General features: G+C 68.2%; 18 protein-coding genes. 9 read left to right on the forward strand and 9 right to left on the reverse strand.

The genetic code is table 11. The features are described from left to right. Positions 1–76 precede the first annotated feature (76 nt). Positions 77–589, forward strand: coding sequence for a protease adaptor protein RcdA (rcdA, locus tag OCL97_RS15440; protein ID WP_304782777.1), 513 nt, complete (start codon positions 77–79; stop codon positions 587–589). Positions 590–697: 108 nt separating this feature from the next. Here rcdA and rpmE read toward each other — a convergent pair whose 3' ends face one another. Next, complete coding sequence (gene rpmE, locus OCL97_RS15445; RefSeq protein ID WP_215343053.1) at positions 698–922, reverse strand: 50S ribosomal protein L31; 225 nt, start codon at positions 920–922, stop codon at positions 698–700. A 119-nt stretch (positions 923–1,041) separates the two neighbouring features. Here rpmE and OCL97_RS15450 point away from each other — a divergent pair, with 119 nt between their 5' ends. Then, complete coding sequence (locus tag OCL97_RS15450) at positions 1,042–2,892, forward strand: ABC transporter transmembrane domain-containing protein (RefSeq protein WP_377370783.1); 1,851 nt, start codon at positions 1,042–1,044, stop codon at positions 2,890–2,892. A 20-nt stretch (positions 2,893–2,912) separates the two neighbouring features. Here the strand turns inward: OCL97_RS15450 and OCL97_RS15455 are convergent, their stop codons facing one another. The 3 genes from OCL97_RS15455 to OCL97_RS15465 all read right to left on the reverse strand — a co-directional run bounded on the left by OCL97_RS15455 (position 2,913) and on the right by OCL97_RS15465 (position 5,435). Then, a complete protein-coding gene (locus tag OCL97_RS15455) occupies positions 2,913–4,565 on the reverse strand; it encodes an MFS transporter (RefSeq protein WP_377370784.1) in 1,653 nt (550 codons plus the stop codon). An 81-nt stretch (positions 4,566–4,646) separates the two neighbouring features. Then, on the reverse strand, positions 4,647–5,138 hold the full coding sequence (bfr, locus tag OCL97_RS15460) for a bacterioferritin (protein ID WP_377370785.1): 492 nt from the start codon (positions 5,136–5,138) through the stop codon (positions 4,647–4,649). Between the two features lie 111 nt (positions 5,139–5,249). Continuing rightward, positions 5,250–5,435, reverse strand: a complete 186-nt coding sequence (locus OCL97_RS15465; protein ID WP_304782791.1) for a (2Fe-2S)-binding protein — start codon at positions 5,433–5,435, stop codon at positions 5,250–5,252. Positions 5,436–5,643: 208 nt separating this feature from the next. Between OCL97_RS15465 and OCL97_RS15470 the strand changes: the two genes are divergently transcribed. From OCL97_RS15470 to OCL97_RS15500, 7 genes are all read left to right on the forward strand, one after another. After that, positions 5,644–7,029: a cytochrome ubiquinol oxidase subunit I gene (locus tag OCL97_RS15470; RefSeq protein ID WP_377370786.1), complete on the forward strand. Its 1,386-nt coding sequence runs from the start codon at positions 5,644–5,646 to the stop codon at positions 7,027–7,029. Next, positions 7,026–8,048 carry a cytochrome d ubiquinol oxidase subunit II gene (gene cydB, locus OCL97_RS15475; protein WP_377370787.1) on the forward strand — a complete coding sequence of 341 codons (1,023 nt, stop codon included), beginning with the start codon at positions 7,026–7,028 and terminating at the stop codon, positions 8,046–8,048. Before OCL97_RS15470 ends, cydB begins: the two co-directional genes overlap by 4 nt. Next, a complete protein-coding gene (locus tag OCL97_RS15480) occupies positions 8,032–8,184 on the forward strand; it encodes a DUF2474 domain-containing protein (protein WP_377370788.1) in 153 nt (50 codons plus the stop codon). The genes cydB and OCL97_RS15480 overlap by 17 nt, the downstream gene beginning before the upstream one ends. Positions 8,185–8,227: 43 nt before the next feature. Further along, positions 8,228–8,875, forward strand: coding sequence for a thiamine phosphate synthase (thiE, locus tag OCL97_RS15485; protein ID WP_377370789.1), 648 nt, complete (start codon positions 8,228–8,230; stop codon positions 8,873–8,875). A 66-nt stretch (positions 8,876–8,941) separates the two neighbouring features. Next, on the forward strand, positions 8,942–9,511 hold the full coding sequence (gene efp / locus OCL97_RS15490) for an elongation factor P (protein ID WP_377370791.1): 570 nt from the start codon (positions 8,942–8,944) through the stop codon (positions 9,509–9,511). Next, entirely contained in the window at positions 9,511–10,305 is a 795-nt protein-coding gene (locus tag OCL97_RS15495) for an inositol monophosphatase family protein (protein ID WP_305338845.1), read from the forward strand. Before efp ends, OCL97_RS15495 begins: the two co-directional genes overlap by 1 nt. Before the next feature lie 34 nt (positions 10,306–10,339). Next, entirely contained in the window at positions 10,340–11,359 is a 1,020-nt protein-coding gene (locus tag OCL97_RS15500) for a glycerophosphodiester phosphodiesterase (RefSeq protein WP_377370793.1), read from the forward strand. 16 nt (positions 11,360–11,375) lie between these two features. Here the strand turns inward: OCL97_RS15500 and fba are convergent, their stop codons facing one another. The 5 genes from fba to tkt all read right to left on the reverse strand — a co-directional run bounded on the left by fba (position 11,376) and on the right by tkt (position 18,077). Further along, a complete protein-coding gene (gene fba, locus OCL97_RS15505; protein ID WP_304782814.1) occupies positions 11,376–12,461 on the reverse strand; it encodes a class II fructose-bisphosphate aldolase in 1,086 nt (361 codons plus the stop codon). Positions 12,462–12,492: 31 nt separating this feature from the next. Next, a complete protein-coding gene (locus tag OCL97_RS15510) occupies positions 12,493–13,683 on the reverse strand; it encodes a phosphoglycerate kinase (RefSeq protein WP_377370795.1) in 1,191 nt (396 codons plus the stop codon). Between the two features lie 10 nt (positions 13,684–13,693). Then, a complete protein-coding gene (gene gap, locus OCL97_RS15515) occupies positions 13,694–14,701 on the reverse strand; it encodes a type I glyceraldehyde-3-phosphate dehydrogenase (RefSeq protein WP_377370797.1) in 1,008 nt (335 codons plus the stop codon). A 194-nt stretch (positions 14,702–14,895) separates the two neighbouring features. Further along, positions 14,896–16,095, reverse strand: a complete 1,200-nt coding sequence (gene purT / locus OCL97_RS15520; RefSeq protein ID WP_377370798.1) for a formate-dependent phosphoribosylglycinamide formyltransferase — start codon at positions 16,093–16,095, stop codon at positions 14,896–14,898. 11 nt (positions 16,096–16,106) lie between these two features. Continuing rightward, the gene (tkt, locus tag OCL97_RS15525; protein WP_377370799.1) at positions 16,107–18,077 is read right to left on the reverse strand and encodes a transketolase; all 1,971 of its coding nucleotides are present in this window, start codon (positions 18,075–18,077) and stop codon (positions 16,107–16,109) included. Positions 18,078–18,148: the final 71 nt, after the last annotated feature.

Here is an 18,148-nt window from a genome sequence, read left to right on the forward strand (position 1 = left end):
GCACGGCGGTTGCACCAGCTAGGACCAGACAGCGCATCTGGGCGCGGACGAATTTTCAGTCGGGGACTTTGTGGTCATGAGCGATGGAAACCAGCCGGCGGGGGCCTGGCGCGCGGACGTGATCCAGGACTTCGCGCGGTCCGAGCTTTTTGACCGGACCTTCCAGGAGGGCATGGACCTCGTGGAGGAGACCGCCGGCTATCTGGACGGCTCCGGGCGTCAGGAATCCAAGCTGTTGTCGCGCAACGCGGCGCTCGCCTATGCCGGCGAAAGCATGCGGCTCACCACGCGGCTGATGCAGGTGGCCTCCTGGCTGCTGGTGCAGCGCGCCGTGCGCGAGGGCGACATGCCGCCGGAAGGCGCTTGCGACGAGCGCTATCGGCTTGGAGCCGAGGACGTCTGCCGTCCGGGCCACGACACCGCCGAAGACCTGCCCAGCGGCCTGCTGCTGCTGCTGGATCGCTCCGAGCGCCTCTATGAGCGCGTCCGCCATCTGGACCGCCGCATGTACATCGAAGACACCGACGTCGAGACCCCGAACCCGGTGCAGTCCCAGTTCGACCGCCTGCGGACCGCCTTCGGGGGCTGACCCCCCGGAGGCAAAGCCTCGACATCCAGACAGCAAAAAACGCCGCGTGATCCACGCGGCGTTTTTCTTGTGCTCGAAAGTCGCGTGCGGCCACGGGGGCCGCAGCGCTTACTTGCGGGTGAAGGCGCCGAACTTGGCGTTGAAGCGCGAGACGCGGCCGCCACGGTCCAGCAGCTGCTGGTTGCCGCCGGTCCAGGCCGGGTGCGTCTTCGGATCGATATCCAGATTCAGGGTCGCGCCCTCTTTCCCGTAGGTGGAGCGCGTCTGGTAGGTGGTGCCGTCGACCATCACCACATTGATGAAGTGGTAGTCGGGGTGGGTGTCTTGTTTCATCGCGCGGGCATCCGACGTAAAGGAGCGGCCATAGAATAATCGCTCCGCCGGCTAGGCGGATCGAACGGAGCCGCGCCTATACAGGAAAAGGCGGGGCAAGAGCAAGGGCGCGGGTTTTCATGAGTGATTTTGGGTCTGGGCCGGCCGTCGATGGCCGACCGACCGCGGGTGCGTCTCTCGCCCAGGATATTTCCGAAGCCGCCGAGCGGCGCCCCAAGAGCCGCAACATCAAGCCGCTGGCCGCGCTCAACCCCTTCCTGCGGGCCCATATGGGCGATGTCGGCCTGGCCGGGCTCTTCCTGGTCACCGCCGCGCTCTCCACCCTGGCCCTGTCCGGCGCCGTGCGGCTGCTGGTGGACCACCTGACCGAGGCCCGCACCACCGGGGCCTCGGTGGACCAGTGGTTCTGGCTGATGGGGGTGGTTGCCGTCGCCTTGGCTGTCTCCTCGGCCCTGCGCTATTTCTTCGTCACCAAGCTGGGGGAGCGGATCGTCGCCGACCTGCGCAAGGCCGCCTACGCCCACATCCTCACCCTCGACCCCGCCTTCTTCCTGCACATGCGCACCGGCGAGGTGCTGTCGCGACTGACCACCGACATCCAGATCGTCGAGAGCCTGATCAGCACCTCCATCTCGGTGGCCCTGCGAAACCTGCTGATGCTGATCGGCGCCCTGATCCTGATGCTCATCGTCAGCCCGCACCTGACCGGCATGGTGGTGCTGCTGATCCCGCTGATCATTGCGCCTCTGTTCCTGTTCGGCCGTCGGGTGCGCAAGCTGACCGCCTCGACCCAGGACCAGTTCGCCCAGGCCGTGGGCCATGCCGGCGAAACCCTGGACGCGCTGGAGACCGTCCAGGCCTTCGGCCGTGAGGCGGCCGGCGCCAAGGTGTTCGGCGCCGCCGTAGAGGCCTCCTTCGCCACCTCCCTGCGGCGCATGACGGCGCGGGCCGGAATGATCGCCGCGGTGATCACCCTGGTGTTCGGAGGCGTTGTCGGCATCTTCTGGATCGGCGTCCATGCGGGCCTGCGGGGCGACATGAGCTGGGGCGCGCTGTTCCAGTTCGCCTTCCTTTCCGTCATGGCGGCGGGTTCGGTGGGGGCCTTGGGCGAGACCTGGGGTGACGTCCAGAAGGCCGCCGGCGCCATGGAGCGGGTCTCCGACCTGCTGGCAGCCAAGCCGGGGATCGCTGCGCCCGCCGTCCCCAAGCATCTGCCGGCTCCGGCCCGCGGTGAGATCGAGTTCTCCAACATCACCTTCGCCTATCCCGGACGCGCCGACCTGCCGGCTTTGCAGGGCTTCGACCTGCGGGTGGCGCCGGGCGAGCGGGTGGCCCTGGTGGGTCCCTCCGGCGCAGGCAAGAGCACGGTCTTCCGCCTGCTGCTGCGCTTCTATGATCCCCAGTTCGGCACGGTGAAGGTGGACGGCGTCGACGTCCGCGAGGCCGATCCGGCTGAGGTCCGCGCCCGCATGGCCCTGGTGGCCCAGGATTCGCCCCTGTTCTCTGGCTCAGCCCTGGACAATATCCGCTTTGGCAGGGCCAACGCCGACCTCGACGCCGTGCGCGCCGCCGCCCGCGCGGCCCAGGCCGACGATTTCCTCGACGCCCTGCCTCAGGGTTTCGACACCCCGCTCGGGGAGCGCGCCCGCAGCCTGTCTGGCGGTCAGCGCCAGCGTCTGGCCATCGCGCGGGCCCTGATCCGCGAAACCCCGATCCTGTTGCTGGACGAGGCCACCAGCGCCCTGGACGCCGAGAACGAGCGTCTGGTCCAGAAGGCCCTGGAGGAGGCCATGGTGGGGCACACCACCCTGGTGATCGCCCACCGCCTGGCCACCGTGCTGAAGGCCGACCGGATCATCGTCATGGACAAGGGCCGCGTGGTCGAACAGGGCAGCCACCATGAGCTGATCACCAAGAGCGGCCTCTATGCGCGCCTGGCGTCCCTGCAGTTCGGAGACGCGGCGGCCTAGGTTCGGCGCCCGGCTCCTCCTCAGTCGTCGATATTGGCTCCGCGCATCTCCTTCACGAAGAAGACGCCCACCACCACCGTCACCGCGGCGATGACGATAGGATACCAGAGGCCGTAGTAGATGTTGCCCGTGGCCGCGACCATGGCGAAGGCCGTGGTGGGCAGGAAGCCGCCGAACCAGCCGTTGCCGATGTGATAGGGCAGGGACATGGAAGTGTAGCGGATGCGCGCCGGGAACATCTCCACCAGGGCCGCGGCGATCGGCCCATAGACCATCGTCACATAGAACATCAGCAGGAACAGCAGGCCCACCACGGCGGGCTTGTTCACCAGGGCCGAGTCCGCCTTGGCCGGATAGCCGGCGCGGGACAGCTCGGCCGCGAGGGTCTTGGTCCAGGCGGTCTTTGCGGCGGCGAATTCCGTCTTGGACAGGCTGGCGCCGTCCAGGCTCGGGACTTCGACGTCGCCGACCTTCACCACGGCCAGGGTCCCGGCTGGCGCGGCCTGGTTGGCGTAGGAGACGCCCGCCGTCGCCAGGGCCGACTTGGCCACGTCGCAGGAGGAGGTGAAGGCGGTCTTGCCGACGGGGTCGAACTGGAAGGCGCAACCGGCGGGGTCGGCGATCACCGTTACCGGACTGCTGGCGGTGGCTGCGGCCAGGGCCGGATTGGCCGCGGCGGTCAGCGCCTTGAAGATCGGGAAATAGGTCAGCGCCGCCAGCAGGCAGCCCAGCATGATGATCGGCTTGCGGCCGATCTTGTCCGACAGCCAGCCGAACACCACGAAGAAGGGCACCCCCAGGATCAGGGCGAAGGCCACCAGGGTGTTGGCCAGGGCGCCGTCCAGCTTGAGCATCTTCTCCAGGAAGAACAGGGCGTAGAACTGGCCGGTGTACCAGACCACCGCCTGGCCAGCGGTGAGGCCGGCCAGGGCCAGGAAGACCAGCTTCAGGTTGCTCCACTGGCCGAAGGACTCGGTGAGCGGTTTCTTCGACGTGGTCCCTTCGTCGATCATCTTCTGGAAGACCGGGCTCTCATTGAGCTTCAGACGGATCCACAGGGAGACCCCCAGCAGCAGGGCCGAGACCAGGAAGGGAATGCGCCAGGCCCAGGCCCTGAAGACCTCTTCTCCCAGCAGCGTGCGCACCAGCAGGATGACCACCAGGCTGAGGAAGAGGCCAAGGGTCGCGGTGGTCTGGATCCAGCTCGTGTAGAGGCCGCGCTTTCCGGGCGGCGCATGCTCGGCGACATAGGTGGCCGCGCCGCCATACTCGCCGCCGAGCGCGAGGCCCTGGATCAGGCGCATGATGATGAGCAGCACCGGCGCCGCCACCCCGATCTGGTCATAGCCGGGCAGCAGGCCCACCGCGAAGGTCGAGAGCCCCATCAGCAGCATGGTGACCAGGAAGGTGTTCTTGCGGCCCCAGAGGTCGCCCAGGCGACCAAACACCAGGGCGCCGAAGGGTCGGACCGCGAACCCGGCGGCGAAGGCCAGCAGGGCGAAGATGTAGCCGGTGGTCTCGTTCACCCCCGAGAAGAAATGCAGGGTGATGAACCCCGCCAGCGAGCCGTAGAGGTAGAAGTCATACCACTCGAAGACGGTGCCCACCGAGGCGCCGGCGATCACCATGCCGTTGCCGCCGCGCGTCTTTTCCTGAGCCATGCCGTCAGCCATGCCGTCCCCCCGGAGCCTTATGGGGCGAGCCTAGCTCCAATTGCCCGTGAGTCGATCCTGCAGGCCGGCCGGCGGCGCCGCTTAGTGGCCCTCGCCGCCCGAGAGTTCGCCCATGGCGCTCTGCAGGTAGTTCTGCTCGCCAAGCTGGCGCACCAGGCTGATCTGGGTCTCGAGGAAGTCGATGTGCTCCTCGGTGTCGGTGAGGATTTCGCGCAGGATCTGGCGGGTGACGTAGTCGGCGGCCTCCTCGCACAGCTTGATGCCGCGGATCTGGTCGGCCCGGCCGCTGACCTCGACGGCGAGATCGGAGGTCATGCATTCCGGCACGGTCTCACCGATCCTCAGCTTGTGCAGGTCCTGCAGATTGGGCAGGCCGTCGAGGAAGAGGATGCGCTTGATCAGCTTGTCGGCGTGCTTCATCTCGCCGATCGATTCTTCGTAGGTGATGGCCCCCAGCTTCGCGAGGCCCCAGTTCTGGTACATCCGCGCATGCAGGAAGTACTGGTTCACCGCCGTCAGCTCATTGGTCAGGACCGCGTTGAGCAGTTGGATGATCGCCTTGTCGCCCTGCATGTGAGCCTCCGTCCTTCGCCGTTCAGGCGCGCAACCTCACGCCCAGGGCGGATGCTGTCAAAGCCTATGTTTGCACGTGATTCAGCCTCGCAGTCGCAGGGCTGAAGAGGGCTATTCCGCCGCGTAGCGCAGGGCCTCGCCCTGCTCCTCGACCATCTTCTTCATGTCGCAGACACAGCGGGCGCACTGGGGCCTGGACCCGCAGGCGCGGAAGATTTCGGCCGGACGCTGGGCGCCGCCTTCGATCGCGGCGCGCACGTCGCGCTCGCGGATGCCATTGCAGTTACAGACGTACAAGGGGGACTTCCCTCCGACCAATGAATCCTATGTAGCAAATGAGAACGCCGTTGCAACTCATTTGCAAATGATGCGGCCCGCGTGGGTTGCAGGACGGCCCGCGACCCTTTGTCGCTCACGCGAGAGCTTGGCGGCACACGTTCGGTGGGACGAGAGTGCCATCCCGGTCATCTGACGGTGATCGGAGGCTGAAAAGGTCCTGAACGTCATGGACGTCGACGCTCTATTGCTGTCGCGGCTGCAGTTCGCCTTCACAATCGCCTTCCACATCATCTTCCCAAGCTTCACCATTGGACTGGCCAGTTACCTGACGGTGCTCGAGGGACTGTGGCTGGGCACCCGCAACGAGGTGTTCAAGACCCTCTATCTCTTCTGGCTGAAGATCTTCGCCATCTCCTTCGGCATGGGCGTCGTCACCGGCGTCGTGCTGAGCTACGAGCTGGGCGCCAACTGGAGCGTGTTTTCCAGGGTCTCGGCCCCGGTGATCGGGCCGCTGTTCGCCTTCGAGGTGCTGACCGCCTTCTTCCTGGAGGCGAGCTTCCTGGGGATCATGCTGTTTGGCTGGAAGAAGGTGGGGCCTGGCCTGCACTTCACGGCCACGGTGCTGGTGGCCGTCGGCACGCTGATTTCAGCCTTCTGGATCATCTCGGCCAACAGCTGGATGCAGTATCCCACCGGCTTTTCCATCCTGCCCAATGGCGACCTGATCGCCACCGATTGGTTCAAGGTGGTCTTCTCCCCCAGCTTCCCGGCGCGCTTCGCCCACATGACCCTGGCGGCCTATCTCACCACGGCCTTGGTCATCGGCGCGGCCTCGGCCTGGCGGCTGTTGAAGGCCGGCGACGAGGCGGAATCGAGGATGAGCCTGCGGATGGCCATCGGCATGTTCGCCATCGTCGCGCCGCTGCAGCTGCTGGTGGGGGATATCTCCGGCAAGAGCGTGGAGCAGTTGCAGCCGGCCAAGCTGGCGGCCATCGAGGCGTTCTGGGACACCCGGACCGAGCAGCCCTTCCACATCGCCGCCTGGCCCGATCGGGAGCTCGCGGGCAACCGCTGGGAAATCTCGATCCCCAAGCTGGGCAGCCTGATCACCGGGGGCAGCGCCGATGCGGAGATTCGCGGCCTGAAGTCCTTCGAGCCGCGGGACCGGCCGCCGGTGGCCGTGGTCTTCTGGGCGTTCCGGGTGATGGTGGGGCTGGGGATCGCGATGATCGTCCTGGGCCTCTGGGGCGCCTGGCTTTGCTGGAAGTCCGCGCCGGAGCGATCCCGGCCCTATCTGATGGCCGCTGTCGCCATGGGGCCGGCGGGCTTCGTGGCGGTGATCGCCGGCTGGGTGGTGGCCGAGGTCGGCCGCCAGCCCTGGGTGATCTATGGGGTGCTGCGAACCGAGGACGCCGCCTCGCCGCTGCTGGCGGGGCAGGTCTCGCTCTCCCTGCTGGGCTTCCTCATCGTCTACGCCATCATCTTCAGTGTCGGGGTTCTCTATATCCTGCGCCTGATCGCCGAGGGGCCGGTGGCCGGATCTCATGAACTGGTGGACAAGGACCGCGCGCCGGGCACCCCGCTCGCCGCCATGCCGGAGGACCCGGGATGAGCCTCGACCTGCCGCTGATCTGGGCCGGCATCATCGCCACGGCGGTGCTGTTCTACGTGATGCTGGACGGCTTCGACCTGGGGGTCGGGATCCTGTTTCCCTTCGCTACCGAGGCCGAGCGCGATGTGATGATCGACTCGATCGCCCCGGTCTGGGACGGCAACGAGACCTGGCTGGTCCTGGGGGGCGGCGGCCTCTTCGCGGCCTTCCCCAAGGCCTATGCGGTGATCATGCCCGCCCTCTACGGCCCGATCATGCTGATGCTGCTGGGGCTGGTGATGCGCGGCGTGGCCTTCGAATTCCGGGCGCGAGGACGGGTGCGGGGGCGGGCCTTCTGGACGGCGGCCTTCGCCGGCGGATCCATCACCGCGGCAGTGGCTCAAGGGTTTGTCCTGGGCGGGTTCATCCAGGGCGTGACCTTGCGGGACGAGGCCTTCGCCGGGGGCCCCTGGGACTGGCTGACGCCCTATACCGTACTGGTGGCCGCCGGGATCGTGGCCGGCTACGCCCTGTTGGGCGCCACCTGGCTGGTCTGGCGCACCGAGACCGAGCTGCACGGCAAGGCTCGCCGCTGGGCCTGGATCGCCGGCCCCCTGGTGGCGGTCCTGCTGGCCGCCGTCAGCCTCGCCACCCTGCTGGTCCATCCGCGGATCGCCGGGCGCTGGGGCTTCACCGGGGAGACTTTCGATCCCGCCGCCTTACTGCCGCTGTCGCCGATCCCGCTGCTGGGCCTTGTGGGGCTGGTCGTCGTGGCGGTGGGTCTGATGCGCCGTTCGCACGGCTGGCCCTTCGCCGGCGCCCTGCTGGTCTTCCTGTCAGGCTACGCTGGGCTGGCGGCCGGCTTCTTCCCCAACATCGTCCCCTACGGGATGACCTTCCGCCAAGCGGCCAATGCGGACAACGCCCTGGCCTTCATGCTCTGGGTCACGGCTTTCGTGCTGCCGGCGATCCTGGCCTATTCGGTCTGGGTCTATTGGGTCTTCCGGGGCAAGGTCACCGCCGATGCCGGCTATCATTGAACCCCCGCCCGAGCCCGGGGCGCCGCTTCCGCCGCTCTGGAAACGGCTGGCCTGGTTCGCGGGGATCGCGGCGGCCAGCACCACGGTGGTGGCGGTGGTGGCCTATGCGATGAAGGCGGTCCTGCCGAGCCACTAGCTTGCCCCTCCCCATGAAGGGGAGGGAGGGGTATGCAAAACCCATGACCCCGTCCTGCCGCCTCTATCTGATCACCCCGCCCCGCATCGACGACCTGGCCGCCTTCGGCCGTACGCTGGCCGCCGCGATGGACGCTGGCGATGTCGCCGCGGTGCAGATCCGGCTGAAGGACCAGCCGGAAGCCGAAGTGGCCGCCGCGGTCGACGTGCTCGCCCCCATCATCCAGTCGCGCGGCGCCGCCGTGATCCTCAATGACGATCCGGTCCTGGCCGCCCGACTGAAGTGCGACGGCGTCCATGTGGGCCAGGACGACATGCCGCTCGCCCAGGCCCGCAAGGTCATGGGCCCGGACGCCATGATCGGGGTGACCTGCCACGACAGCCGCCACCTGGCCATGGAGGCCGCCGAGGCCGGGGCCGACTACGTGGCCTTCGGCGCCTTCTTCCCCACCACCACCAAGGACGCGCTTACCAGGGCTGAGCCGGAGATCCTGTCCATCTGGCAGGAGGTGATGGAGACCCCCTGCGTCGCCATCGGCGGGATCACGGCGGAGAACGCGCGGGGCCTGGCCGCCGCCGGCGCCGACTTCCTGGCGGTCTCAGCCGGGGTCTGGGCTCACCCTGAGGGTCCCGCCGCGGCCGTAAGGGCGATAAATGCAGAGATCGCCCTGGGTCTGGCGGAGCGCGCCTGAGGCCTCACCTTGCCTTGAAGCCCCGGTCCCACTAGGTTCCGCGCCTCAAATTTCGCAAAGAACCCCATGTCCAAAATCAACGCCGTCTCGATCAAGCCGGGAAATATCCTGCAGCATGACGGGGGATTGTGGGTGGCCGTGAAGGTCGTGCACGTGAAGCCCGGCAAGGGCGGCGCCTTCGCCCAGTGTGAGCTGAAGAACATCGAGGACGGCCGCAAGCTGAACGAACGCTTCCGGACCTCCGACACGGTCGAGCAGATCCACCTCGACCAGAAGGAATATTCCTTCCTCTACCAACAGGGCGACATGCTGGTCTTCATGGACCAGGAGACCTACGAGCAGATCGAGCTTGCCAAGGACTTTGTCGGCGACGACCAGATCCGCTTCCTGCAGGACGGCATGGTGGTCAAGCTGCAGCTGTTCGAGGAACGCCCCATCAGCATCGCCCTGCCCGAGCAGGTGGTGCTCGTCATCGTCGAGGCCGACGCCGTGGTGAAGAACCAGACGGCGTCGTCCTCCTACAAGCCGGCCAAGGCGGACAACGGCATGCGCATCCTGATCCCGCCCTATATGGAGGCCGGCGAACGCGTCCTGGTCTCCACCGAGACCGGCGAATACCTGCGCAGGGCCGACTGATGTCCACCCAAACCGCTCTTCTCAAGGTCATGTCCGACGCCGCCCGCAAGGCGGCCCGCGGCCTCAACCGCGACTTCGGCGAACTGCTGGAGCTTCAGGTCTCCAAGAAAGGCGCCGCCGACTTCGTCTCCGCCGCCGACCTCAAGGCCGAGCAGACCATCTTCGAGATGCTGTCCAAGGCCCGCCCCGGCTACAGCTTCCTCGGCGAGGAACGCGGCCTGATCGAGGGCACCGACAAGACCCACACCTGGATTGTCGACCCCCTGGACGGCACCACCAACTTCCTGCACGCCATCCCCCACTTCGCCATCAACATCGCCCTGCAGCGCGAGGGCGCGATCGTGGCGGCGGTGACCTATAATCCGGTGACCAACGAGCTGTTCTGGGCCGAGAAGGGCAAGGGCTGCTTCGTCAACGATAAGCGCCTGCGCGTCGCCGCCCGCCAGCACCTGGCCGAGAGCGTCCTGGCGACCGGCATCCCCTTCCTGGGGCACGGCCAGCACGCCACCTTCCTGAAGGAGCTGCACCAGATCAGCCAGCGCGTCGCCGGGGTCCGCCGCTTCGGGGCCGCGGCCCTGGACCTGGCCTTCGTGGCCGCGGGCCGCTTCGACGGCTACTGGGAGCGGGACCTCAAGCCCTGGGACCTGGCGGCGGGCCTGCTGCTGGTGAGCGAAGCCGGCGGCAAGGTGACGACCGTCGAGGGCGGCGATGACATATTGACCGCTGGCAGCGTCTGCGCCGCCAACCTCGAACTGCATCCGCTGATCCGGCAGCGGCTCGCCGCGGCGGCTTGACGCAACCGTCACAGGCGCCGGCTAGATCGGAGCCATGACCCTGACCCGCCGGACCTTCGCCGTCGCGACCGCCTCGCTCGCCGCCACGCCCCTGATGGCGGCCACGCCCAGGCGGCCCATCGTCATCGCCCATCGCGGCGCCAGCGGCGAACGGCCTGAGCACACACCCGCGGCCTACCGCTTGGCGGTGGACCAGGGCTGCGACTTCATCGAGCCGGACCTGGTGCTCACCAAGGACGGCGTGCTGGTGGTGCGCCACGAGAACGAGATCGCCGGTACGACGGACGTGGCGTCACGGCCCGAGTTCGCCGGCCGCAGGACCAGCAAGGTGGTGGATGGCGAGACCATCGAGGGCTGGTTCGCCGAGGACTTCACGCTTTCGGAACTGAAGACCCTGCGGACGCGCGAGCGCTTGCCCGCCCTGCGGCCCGCCAGCGCCGCCTTCGACGGCCGCGACGCCATCCCCACCTTCCAGGAGGTGATCGATCTGGCCAAGGCCGAGAGCCAGCGGGCGGGACGGGTGATCGGCGTCTATCCCGAGATGAAGCATCCGACCTATCTGGCCAGTGTCGGCCTGCAGATCGAGCCGCGCCTGGCCGATGCGCTGAAGGCCAATGGGCTGAACTCCAGGACCGCCCCGGTCTTCGTCCAGTGCTTCGAGACCGCGCCCCTCAAGACCTTCGCCAGGCTGTCGTCCGCCCGCCGCGTGCGGCTGGTGGGCGGCGACGCCAGGGAGCTGGTGACGGCGGGGGGCCTGAAGGACATCGCCACCTATGCCGACGGTGTGGGTCCCGACTGGTCCCTGGTGATCCCGACGGTGGACGGCGCCCTGGCCCCCGCCACCACCCTGGTGGCCGACGCCCACGCCCTGGGGCTGGCGGTGCATCCCTGGACCGTGCGGGCCGAGAACCGCTTCCTGCCCGAGACGCTGCGCCGCGGGACCGACCTGGCCGCCCATGGGGGCGTGGCCGCGGTGTTCGCCGCTCTCTACGCCGCCGGCGTCGACGGGGTGTTCAGCGACTTCCCGGGCCTGGCCGCTAAGGCGCGCGGGTAGAGGTCCGCCCGGCTTCCTATTCGGCGGCCTGGCGGGTGACGCCGATCTTCGGGGCCAGCTCGCCCGAGGCGTAGCGCTTGGCCATGGCCGAGAGTGGGATCGCCTTGATGCTGGAGGCGTGGCCGGCCGCGCCGAACTCCTCGAAGCGCTGGACGCAGACCTTGCGCATGGCTTCCTTGGCGGGCTTCAGGTAGCTGCGCGGGTCGAACTCGCCGGGCTTCTCGACGAACACTTGGCGGATCGCCGCGGTGATGGCCATGCGGTTGTCGGTGTCGATGTTGATCTTGCGCACGCCGTGCTTGATGCCGCGCTGGATCTCTTCCACCGGCACGCCCCAGGTCTGGGGCATCTCGCCACCGTACTGGTTGATCAGGTCCTGCAGGTCCTGCGGCACCGAGGACGAGCCGTGCATCACGAGGTGGGTGTTGGGCAGGCGGCGGTGGATTTCCTCGATCACGCCCATGGCCAGGACGTCGCCGTCCGGCTTGCGGGTGAACTTGTAGGCGCCGTGGCTGGTGCCCATGGCGATGGCCAGCGCGTCGACCTCGGTGGCCTTCACGAAGGCCACGGCCTGGTCGGGATCGGTCAGCAGCTGGTCATGGCCGAGCTTGCCCTCGAAGCCGTGGCCGTCTTCCTTCTCGCCCATGCCGGTCTCCAGGCTGCCCAGCACCCCGAGCTCGCCCTCCACCGAGGCGCCCACCCAGTGGGCCATGTCCACGACGTTGCGGGTGACCTTGACGTTGTAGTCGTAGTCGGCGGGCGACTTGCCGTCGGCCATCAGCGAGCCGTCCATCATCACCGAGGTGAAGCCGTACTGGATCGCGGTGGCGCAGGTGGCTTCGTTGTTGCCGTGGTCCTGGTGCATGCAGATCGGGATGTGCGGGTACATCTCGGCCATGGCGTCGATCAGGTGCTTGAGCACGATGTCGTTGGCGTAGGACCGGGCGCCGCGCGAGGCCTGCATGATAACCGGCGAGTCGGTGGCCTCCGCGGCCTCCATGATCGCCAGGGCCTGTTCCATATTGTTGATGTTGAAGGCCGGCACGCCGTAGCCTTGCTCAGCGGCGTGATCCAACAGTTGTCTCAGTGTGACCCGGGCCATGTGTCCCCGCGCTCCATCAAAATCGTTAGTCTTATTGGGCCAGAGCCGCCACGCCGGGCAGTTCCTTGCCTTCCATCCATTCAAGAAACGCGCCGCCCGCCGTCGAGACGAAAGTAAAGTCGTCCGCGCAGTCGGCGACATGCAGAGCCGCGACTGTATCACCCCCGCCGGCCACCGCCACAAGCTTGCCGCTCTTGGCCAGCATGCCGGCATGGCGGGCCGCGGCCACTGTGCCCCGGTCGAAGGGGGGGATTTCGAAGACCCCCAGGGGGCCGTTCCAGATCAGGGTCTTGGAATTGTCCATGGCGCGGCAGAGGCGCTCCACGGTCTCGGGGCCGGCGTCGAGGATCCGCTCGTGCTCATCGACCTCGCCTAGGCCGCGCACGCGAGCCGCGGCGCCAGGCGCCAGGGTCTCGGCGACGACGATGTCCACGGGTAGGAAGAGCTTGCAGTTGTTCTGGCCAGCCAGGCGGATGATGTCGCGCGCGGTCTCGGCCAGGTCCTTCTCGCAATAGGACAGGCCCACGTCGTGGCCCTGGGCGTAGAGGAAGGTGTTGGCCATGCCGCCGCCGATCGCGAGCTTGTCCAGCCGGGTCACCAGGTTACGCAGCAGGTCGAGCTTGCTGGAGACCTTGGAGCCGCCGACGATGCCCATTACCGGCCGCTCCGGGTGGCCCAGGGCCTTGTCCAGGGCGGTCAGCTCCAGGCGCATCTGCTCGCCCGCATAGGCCGGCAGCAGGCGGGCCAGGCCCTCCGTGGAGGCGTGCGCGCGGTGGGCGGCCGAGAAGGCGTCGTTCACATAGAGGTCGCCGTTGGCGGCCAGGGCCTGGGCGAACGCCGGATCGTTCTTTTCCTCGCCCGGATGGAAGCGGACGTTTTCCAGCAGCAGGACGCCCCCGTCCTTCGTGGCTGCGATGGCGGAGGTCGCCGCCGGACCCACGCAGTCGGGCCCGAAGGCCACGGGCGCCCCCAGCACCTTGGCCAGGGCGGGCGCGATGGGCTCCAGGCTCATGGCCGGAACCACCTTGCCCTTGGGCCGGTCAAAGTGGGCCAGCAGGATCACCTTGGCCCCGCCGGCCCGCAGCTTCTCGATGGTGGGGACCGCGGCGCGAAGGCGGGTGTCGTCGGACACCTCGCCGTCGTGCATCGGCACGTTGAAGTCCACACGGACCAGGGCGCGTCGGCCCTTCAGGTCGGCGTCGTCGAGGGTCGCGAATGTCACGGTCTGATCCCTAGATCAGTTTCGCCATGGCGATGGCGGTGTCGCTCATACGGGTCGAGAAGCCCCACTCGTTGTCGTACCAGCTCAGCACGCGGCACAGGCCGCCGTCGACGATCTGGGTCTGGGGCAGGGCCACGGTGGACGAGGCCGGCGCGTGGTTGAAGTCGATGGAGACCAGCGGGTCCTTGGTCACCGCCAGCACGCCCTTCAGGGCGCCGCCCGCGGCGGCTTCAAAGGCGGCGTTCATGGCCTCGACCGTGGTCGACCGGGTGGGCACGAAGGTCAGGTCCACCACCGAGACGTTGGGGGTGGGCACGCGGATCGAGGAGCCGTCCAGCTTGCCCTTCAGGGCCGGGATCACCAGGCCGAGCGCCTTGGCGGCGCCGGTGGAGGTGGGGATCATCGACATGGCCGCGGCGCGCCCGCGGTACAGGTCGGAGTGCATCGTATCCAGGGTCGGCTGGTCGCCGGTGTAGGAGTGGATCGTGGTCATGTAGCCACGTTCGATGCCGCACAGCTCCTGCAGCACATGGGCGACGGGCGCCAGGCAGTTGGTGGTGCACGAGGCGTTGGAGACGATCAGGTCCTCAGCGGTCAGGGTGTCGTGGTTGACGCCATAGACGATGGTCTTGTCGGCGTCGGTGCACGGCGCCGAGACCAGGACGCGCTTGGCGCCGGCGGCCAGGTGGGCGGCTGCCTTTTCCTTGGTGGTGAAGATGCCCGTGCACTCGAACGCGATGTCGATGCCCAGGTCCTTGTGCGGCAGCTCGGCCGGGTTACGGATGGCGGTGACCCTGATCTTCCCGCGGCCCAGATCGATCGTGTCGCCGTCTACGGTCACCGTGCCGGGGAACCGACCATGCACGCTGTCGTAGCGCAGCAGGTGGGCGTTGGTCTCCACCGGCCCCAGGTCATTGATCGCCACGACTTCGATGTCCGTGCGGCCATGTTCGACGATCGAGCGCAGGATGTTCCTGCCGATGCGGCCGAACCCATTGATGGCGACGCGGACGGTCATGGAGATCTCCTCTAGAGATGAGCTTCTACTTGGATTTGGGGCCGGTTTTTCGGGCTGGGGGGCGCTAAGTCAACCCCTGGACCGATCAAGTCTCGTCGCAAAGTGTACCGAGCCGCCGATTCCCCAACGTCATCGTCGAATCGTCGGCCGAAAGCTTGGAAATACGCCCCAATAATATGATTTAGAGCCGAGGCTCACCCTAGCACCACCGACACCCGGTCGGCGGCCAGCTTGGCGTTGGTCCGCGCCAGATCGGTGTCGGTGGCGCGGGCCAGGGCGACACCCATGCGGCGGCGCTCGAAGGCCTCGGGCTTGCCGAACAGGCGCAGATCCGCGCCGGGAACCTCCAGGGCGTGGGCCACGCCTTCGAAGGCCACGCCCCTGGCCTCCACCCCGCCATAGATCACCGCGCTGGCGCCCGGCTCGCGCAGGGTCACGTCGATGGGCAGGCCAAGGATGGCGCGGGCGTGCAGGGCGAACTCGCTCTGCACCTGGGTGGCCAGGGTCACCAGGCCGGTGTCATGGGGCCGGGGGCTGACCTCGGAGAACCACACCTCGTCGCCCTTCACGAACAGCTCGACCCCGAACAGCCCAAGCCCGCCCAGCGATCCGGTGACAACCTCGGCGATCTCGCGCGCGCGCGCGCGGGCGGCGGGGCTCATGGACTGGGGCTGCCAGCTCTCCACATAGTCGCCCTTCACCTGCCGGTGGCCGATGGGGTCGCAGAAGGCGGTCTCGATGGTCCCCTCGGGGCCCAGGTAGCGGACGGTGAGCTGGGTGATCTCGAAGTCGAAGTCCACCCGGCCCTCGACGATGACCCGGGGCTGCTCCACCCGGCCGCCTTCCAGGGCGTATTTCCAGGCCGCCGCGATCTGGTCGGCGCGCTCGACATAGGACTGGCCCTTGCCCGACGAGCTCATCACCGGCTTCACGAAGCAGGGGAAGCCGGTGACACCCTCGGCCGCCGCCGCCAGTTCGGCCTGGGTGGACGCGAAGGCGTAGGCGCTGGTGGGCAGGCCAAGCTCCTCGGCGGCCAGCCGGCGGATGCCCTCGCGGTTCATGGTCAGCTGGGCGGCCCGCGCCGTGGGAATGACGGTGGCCAGGCCCTCGGCCTCGATCCGCACCAGCTCGTCGGTGGCGATGGCCTCAATCTCCGGCACGATCAGGTGCGGGCGTTCCAGCTCCACCAGGGCGCGCAGGGCGGCCGCGTCGGTCATGGCGATGACGTGGGACCGGTGCGCCACCTGCATGGCCGGGGCGTCAGCGTAGCGGTCGACCCCGATCACCTCGCAGCCCAGCCGCTGCAGCTCGATCGCCACCTCCTTGCCCAGCTCCCCGCAGCCGAGCAGCATCACCTTGACGGCGGAGGGCGAGAGCGGCGTGCCGAGACGCATGATGGTGATCCCTAGAGCTTGCTCTTCGCCGCCGCCGCCACGGCCTGCGCGGTGATGCCGAATTCCTTGTAGAGGCGGTCGGCCGGGGCGCTGGCGCCGAAGCCCTGCATGCCCACGAAGACCCCGTCCTCGCCGATGAAGCGCTCCCAGCCGAAGCTGGCGGCGGCCTCGACGGCGACGCGGACGGTGTCCTTGGCCAGTACGCTCTCGCGATAGGCGGCCGGCTGGGCGGCGAACAGCTCCCAGCAGGGGGTCGAGACCACGCGGGTGGCGATCCCCTCGGCCTGGAGCAGCTCACGCGCCGCCATGGCCACGCCGACCTCGGTGCCGGAGGAGAAGATGGTCACCTTGGCGGCGCCGTCGGCGGCCGCCAGCTCATAGGCGCCCTTGGCCGACAGGTTCTCCGACGAGGCCACGGTGCGCGCCGCCGGGGTCTTCTGTCGCGACAGGGCCATCAGGGACGGACCGTCCTTGCGGGCGACCGCCAGCTTCCAGCACTCGGCGGTCTCCACCAGATCCGCGGGCCGGAAGACGTTCAGGCCCGGCATGGCGCGCAGGGAGGCCAGGTGCTCGATCGGCTGGTGGGTCGGGCCATCTTCGCCGACCCCGATGGAGTCGTGGGTCATGACGTGGATCACCCGGGCGCCCATGATCGCGCCCAGCCGGATGGCGGGCCGGCTGTAGTCGGAGAACACCATGAAGGTGCCGGCATAGGGGATGACCCCGCCGTGCAGGGCCATGCCGTTCATGGCCGCCGCCATGCCGAACTCGCGGATGCCGAAGTTGATGTAGCGGCCCTCATAGGCCGGCGCGTCGAAGGTCGGCGTGCCCTTCACCAGGGTGTTGTTGGAGCCGGTGAGGTCGGCCGAGCCGCCCACCATCTCCGGGATGTTGGGGAAGAGGGCGGTGAGCGCCGCGCCGGAATGCTGGCGGGTGGCGGCGCCCGGCTTGGTCTCGACCGCCTCGGCGATCAGGGCGTCGATCTTCTCGAAGGCGTCGGCGGGCAGGTCGCCACGCACCGCGCGGGCGAACTCGTCGCGGTAGTTGGACGCCGCCAGGGTTTGCTCCCACTTGCGGCGCTGCTTGCCACCACGGCGGCCGGCGGCGCGCCAGGGCTTGTAGACGTCCTCGGGCACCACGAAGGGCTCGTGCGGCCAGCCCAGCTTCTCGCGGGTGGCGGCCACCTCGTCCTTGCCCAGAGCATTGCCGTGGGTCGAGTGGCTGCCCTCAAGGGTGCCGGCGCCCTTGCCGATCTTGGTGGCGCAGGCGATCAGGCTCGGCCTGTCCTGCTTGATCGCCCAGGCCATGGCCCGGCGGATCTGGCCCATGTCATGGCCGTCGATGGCCTTCACCGCCCAGCCGGCGGCCTTGAATCGGGCGATCTGGTCGGTGGTGTCCGACAGCGAGACGTCGCCGTCGATGGTGATGGAGTTGTTGTCCCAGAGCACGGTCAGCTTCGACAGCTTCAGCCGGCCGGCGATGCCGATGGCCTCATGGCTGACGCCCTCCATCAGGTCGCCGTCGCCGCACTCGACCCAGGTGCGGTGGTCCACCAGGTCGGCGCCGAAGCGGGCGGCCATGCGGCGCTCGGCGATGGCCATGCCGACGGCGGTGGCCAGGCCCTGGCCCAGCGGGCCCGTGGTGGTCTCGACGCCGGGCGTGTGGCCCACTTCGGGGTGACCCGGGGTCTTGGAGCCCCATTGGCGCAGGGTGCGCAGCTCATCCATGCTGACCGCCTTGAACCCCGACAGGTGCAGCAGGCTGTAGAGCAGCATCGATCCGTGCCCGCCCGACAGCACGAAGCGGTCGCGGTCGGCCCAGTCAGGCTTGGTGGCGTCGTATTTCAGGAACTTGGTCCAGAGCACCGTGGCCACGTCGGCCATGCCCATCGGCATGCCCGGGTGCCCGTTGGAGGCCTGTTCGACGGCGTCCATGGAAAGGACGCGGATCGCGTCGGCCATGGTCTGGAGCGGTGCGGGCATGGGGCTTCCGGTGAGTCTGAACGGGAATTGCGGGCGGGGTCGCACGCACACAACATCGGGTCAAGGAACGT

It is taken from the genome of Phenylobacterium ferrooxidans (assembly GCF_042714595.1).
GTDB lineage: Bacteria > Pseudomonadota > Alphaproteobacteria > Caulobacterales > Caulobacteraceae > Phenylobacterium > Phenylobacterium ferrooxidans.

Excerpts from the sequence above, each read along its gene's own strand:
- rcdA (WP_304782777.1), top strand. The coding sequence starts at position 77 with ATGAGCGATGGAAACCAGCCGGCGGGGGCCTGGCGCGCGGACGTGATC.
- rpmE (WP_215343053.1), bottom strand. The coding sequence starts at position 922 with ATGAAACAAGACACCCACCCCGACTACCACTTCATCAATGTGGTGATG.
- OCL97_RS15450 (WP_377370783.1), top strand. The coding sequence starts at position 1,042 with ATGAGTGATTTTGGGTCTGGGCCGGCCGTCGATGGCCGACCGACCGCG.
- OCL97_RS15455 (WP_377370784.1), bottom strand. The coding sequence starts at position 4,565 with ATGGCTGACGGCATGGCTCAGGAAAAGACGCGCGGCGGCAACGGCATG.
- bfr (WP_377370785.1), bottom strand. The coding sequence starts at position 5,138 with ATGCAGGGCGACAAGGCGATCATCCAACTGCTCAACGCGGTCCTGACC.
- OCL97_RS15470 (WP_377370786.1), top strand. The coding sequence starts at position 5,644 with ATGGACGTCGACGCTCTATTGCTGTCGCGGCTGCAGTTCGCCTTCACA.
- cydB (WP_377370787.1), top strand. The coding sequence starts at position 7,026 with ATGAGCCTCGACCTGCCGCTGATCTGGGCCGGCATCATCGCCACGGCG.
- OCL97_RS15480 (WP_377370788.1), top strand. The coding sequence starts at position 8,032 with ATGCCGGCTATCATTGAACCCCCGCCCGAGCCCGGGGCGCCGCTTCCG.
- thiE (WP_377370789.1), top strand. The coding sequence starts at position 8,228 with ATGACCCCGTCCTGCCGCCTCTATCTGATCACCCCGCCCCGCATCGAC.
- efp (WP_377370791.1), top strand. The coding sequence starts at position 8,942 with ATGTCCAAAATCAACGCCGTCTCGATCAAGCCGGGAAATATCCTGCAG.
- OCL97_RS15495 (WP_305338845.1), top strand. The coding sequence starts at position 9,511 with ATGTCCACCCAAACCGCTCTTCTCAAGGTCATGTCCGACGCCGCCCGC.
- OCL97_RS15500 (WP_377370793.1), top strand. The coding sequence starts at position 10,340 with ATGACCCTGACCCGCCGGACCTTCGCCGTCGCGACCGCCTCGCTCGCC.
- fba (WP_304782814.1), bottom strand. The coding sequence starts at position 12,461 with ATGGCCCGGGTCACACTGAGACAACTGTTGGATCACGCCGCTGAGCAA.
- gap (WP_377370797.1), bottom strand. The coding sequence starts at position 14,701 with ATGACCGTCCGCGTCGCCATCAATGGGTTCGGCCGCATCGGCAGGAAC.
- purT (WP_377370798.1), bottom strand. The coding sequence starts at position 16,095 with ATGCGTCTCGGCACGCCGCTCTCGCCCTCCGCCGTCAAGGTGATGCTG.
- tkt (WP_377370799.1), bottom strand. The coding sequence starts at position 18,077 with ATGCCCGCACCGCTCCAGACCATGGCCGACGCGATCCGCGTCCTTTCC.